Annotated in this window: 5 protein-coding genes and 1 pseudogene; all 6 read left to right on the top strand. The window is 68.6% G+C overall.

The genetic code is table 11. The features are described from left to right. A pseudogene (gene glcE / locus P3W85_RS14230) lies at window positions 1-116 on the top strand (glycolate oxidase subunit GlcE); the annotation flags it as partial. A gap of 55 nt (window positions 117-171) precedes the next feature. Then, window positions 172-1,437, top strand: coding sequence for a glycolate oxidase subunit GlcF (gene glcF, locus P3W85_RS14225; protein WP_276265255.1), 1,266 nt, complete (start codon window positions 172-174; stop codon window positions 1,435-1,437). 90 nt (window positions 1,438-1,527) lie between these two features. Continuing rightward, a complete protein-coding gene (locus P3W85_RS14220; RefSeq protein WP_017227923.1) occupies window positions 1,528-1,920 on the top strand; it encodes a CidA/LrgA family protein in 393 nt (130 codons plus the stop codon). Beyond that, a complete protein-coding gene (locus P3W85_RS14215) occupies window positions 1,917-2,642 on the top strand; it encodes an LrgB family protein (protein WP_017227924.1) in 726 nt (241 codons plus the stop codon). The genes P3W85_RS14220 and P3W85_RS14215 overlap by 4 nt, the downstream gene beginning before the upstream one ends. A gap of 72 nt (window positions 2,643-2,714) precedes the next feature. Beyond that, window positions 2,715-3,080, top strand: coding sequence for a VOC family protein (locus P3W85_RS14210; protein WP_276265254.1), 366 nt, complete (start codon window positions 2,715-2,717; stop codon window positions 3,078-3,080). Between the two features lie 54 nt (window positions 3,081-3,134). Next, window positions 3,135-3,388: helix-turn-helix transcriptional regulator (locus P3W85_RS14205; RefSeq protein WP_276265253.1), on the top strand; the 254-nt coding region annotated here is incomplete at its 3' end.

Raw genomic sequence — 3,388 nt, 5'->3', positions numbered from 1 at the left:
CGGTGGGCGTGTTCACGCCGCTGTCGGCACCGGTGGCCGCCATTCACCAGCGGCTCAAGGCAAAGTTCGACCCGGCCGGCATTTTCAATCCGCAGCGCATGTACGCCGGCCTCTGAGCCGCAGGCCAGGCCATCCCGATCCCCAGCAAAGGCACCAGAGAGTCCCCGAACCATGCAAACCACCCTGGCCGAATTCCTGCGCGACACGCCCGACGGCGAAGAAGCCAAGTCCATCGTCGGCAAATGCGTGCACTGCGGCTTCTGCACCGCCACCTGCCCCACCTACCAGTTGCTCGGCGACGAACTGGACGGGCCGCGCGGCCGCATCTACCTGATGAAGCAGGTGCTCGAAGGCCAGCCCGTCACCGAGAGCACGCGCCTGCACCTGGACCGTTGCCTGACCTGCCGCAACTGCGAATCGACCTGCCCGTCCGGCGTGAAATACGGCCGCCTGGTCGATATCGGCCGCAAGGTGGTGGACGACCGGCTGGAAGCCGAAGGCATCCGGCGCCCGGCCCGCGAGCGTTTCGCGCGCTGGGCGCTGCGCGAGAGCATGACCCGGCCGGCGCTGTTCGGGCCGGCCATGCGCATGGGCCAGCGCCTGCGCCCGCTGCTGCCGCAGTCCTTGCGCAACAAAGTGCCGCAGCCGGTGGACGCCGGCACGTGGCCGCGCACCACGCATGCGCGCAAGATGCTGTTGCTCGACGGCTGCGTGCAGCCATCGATGTCGCCCAACATCAATGCCGCCACGGCACGCGTGTTCGACCGCCTTGGCGTGCAACTGGTGGTGGCGCGCCAGGCCGGTTGCTGCGGTGCGGTGCGCTACCACACCGGCGACCACGACGGCGGCTTCGACAATATGCGGCGCAATATCGACGCCTGGTGGCCGGCGGTGCAGGCCGGCGCGGAAGCCATCGTCATGACCGCGTCGGGTTGCGGCGCGATGGTCAAGGAATATGGCCACCTGCTGCGCAACGATGCGCGCTATGCCGAGCGCGCGCGCCAGGTCTCGGCGCTGACCAAGGACCTGTCGGAACTGCTGCCGGACTTTGCCGACAACCTGCAGGCCATGGCAGCCGAGACGATCGAAGCCCGGGGCGGCAAGGCCGGCCATGGCCAGCGCGTGGCCTACCATCCGCCCTGCACGCTGCAGCACGGCCAGCAGATCCGCGGCAAGGTGGAAGCGCTGCTGGGCGGCCTGGGCGTGGATGTCAGGCTCTGCGCCGACAGCCATCTGTGCTGCGGCTCCGCGGGCACGTATTCCGTGCTGCAGCCTGCGTTGTCCTACCGCCTGCGCGACGAAAAGCTCGCCAACCTGCAGGCCTGCGGGCCCGAGGCCATCGTATCGGCCAATATCGGCTGCATCACGCATCTGCAAAGCGGGACGGGTACGCCAGTGATGCATTGGATTGAACTGGTGGACCGGATGCTGGGGTAAGCGCACCGGCGTGGCGCCGGCGGCCAACCCGGGCCACTCCGGGTTACCATTCGATGGCGCCAATCCCGGTTTCCATCCCCCCTCGCCCGCATGCTCCAGACCTTCGCCATCCTGCTGGTTTTCCAATCCATCGGGGAAGCGCTCAGCTATGCCCTGAGCCTGCCCGTGCCCGGCCCCGTGATCGGCATGATCCTGCTGTTCGGCTGGCTCACCTTCGACGACCGGCTGCTGCCGGTGATCCAGGGCACCACCTCCGAATTGCTGAAGCACCTGTCGCTGTTGTTCGTGCCGGCCGGCGTGGGCATCATGGTCCATGCGCACCGCATCGGCGGCGAGTGGATGCCGATCGTGGTGGCGCTGGTGCTGTCCACGTGGCTGGCCATCGCCACCACGGCACTGGTGGCGCGAGCCCTGATGGGCAAGACGCCGCCCGATGACGCAAGTCCTGTCCGCGCGCAGGCAACGCCGGGAGAGCAGCCATGATGACGCCGCGCCTCAACGAGATCTGGGTCTACCTGGCCGCCAGTCCGCTGCTGGGCCTGACCGCCACCCTGCTGGCCTATGTGTTCGCCTTCCGTGTCTACGAGCGCGCGCGCTTTTCGCCGCTGGCCAATCCGGTGATGATCGCGGTGGCCATCCTGGTCACGCTGCTGACCGTGACCGGCACGCCGTACAAAACCTATTTCGACGGCGCGCAGTTCGTCCACTTTCTGCTGGGGCCGGCGACCGTGGCGCTGGCGGTGCCGCTCTACCTGCAGCTGCCCAAGCTGCGCCGGCACGTGCTGCCGCTGCTGGGCGGCTTGCTGGCGGGCTCGCTGGTGGCGGTGGTGTCGGCGGTGGGCATCGCGTGGCTGCTGGGCGCCTCGCCCGAGACGGTGCGCTCGCTCGCGCCCAAGTCGGTCACCATCCCGATCGCCATGGGCGTGGCCGAGAAGATCGGCGGCCTGCCTTCGCTGACCGCCGTGCTGGTGATGGCCACCGGCATCATCGGCGCGGTCAGCGCCACCAGGCTGCTGAACCTGCTGCGCATCGGCGACTACACCGTGCGCGGCTTCGCCACCGGCGTGGCGGCGCATGGCATCGGCACCGCGCGCGCCTTCCAGGTCAACCAGGAAGCCGGCGCCTTCGCCGCGCTCGGCATGGGCCTGAATGGCGTGCTGACCGCCGTGATGGTGCCGGTACTGGCGGCGTGGATGCCGCACTGAACGCTCCTGACAGGACGCTGTCAGGAGCCCCCGCGCATGATTCGCCTCTCCAACCCAACCCGAGAGGTCATCATGAGTGGACTGATTAACTGGCTTGAAATCCCCGTCGCCGATATGAACCGCGCAGTCCGTTTCTATGAGCAGGTGTTCGAGACCACCCTCAAGCGCGAGAACATGGCGCAAATCGACATGGCCATTTTTGCCGGCCATGAGCCCGGCGGCGCGCTGGTGGCCGGCGAGGGCTTCCGCCCTTCGCCCGATGGCTGCGTGCCTTATCTGCACACGCCGCAACTCACCGCGCTGCTGGTGCGCGTGCAGGCCGCCGGCGGCAAGACCGTGTTCGGCCCGCTGCAGCTGCCCGGCGATATCGGCCATATCGCACATATCATCGACAGCGAAGGCAACCGCGTCGGCCTGCACCAGCCCCTGGCCGCCTAGACCCGCGCCGCGGCCGGCCTGCCGATACCCGTATGGAACCGAGATGAAGCCCCGATGAGCCGCCGCGCCGACCGCCTTTTCCAGATCGTCCAGGTGCTGCGCGGGCGCCGCCTCACGACGGCGGCGCTGCTCGCGCAGCGGCTCGGCGTGTCCGAGCGCACCGTGTACCGGGACATCCAGGCGCTGTCGCTGTCGGGCGTGCCGGTCGAGGGCGAAGCGGGCATCGGCTACCGGTTGCGGGCCGATTACGACGTCCCTCCGCTGATGTTCACCGCGATCGAAGTCGAAGCGCTGGTGGCCGGGCTGCG

The sequence above is a fragment of the Cupriavidus basilensis genome (assembly GCF_029335485.1).
In the GTDB taxonomy this organism is placed as follows: Bacteria; Pseudomonadota; Gammaproteobacteria; order Burkholderiales; family Burkholderiaceae; genus Cupriavidus; species Cupriavidus basilensis_E.
This window is presented reverse-complemented; position numbering and strand designations above follow the sequence as displayed.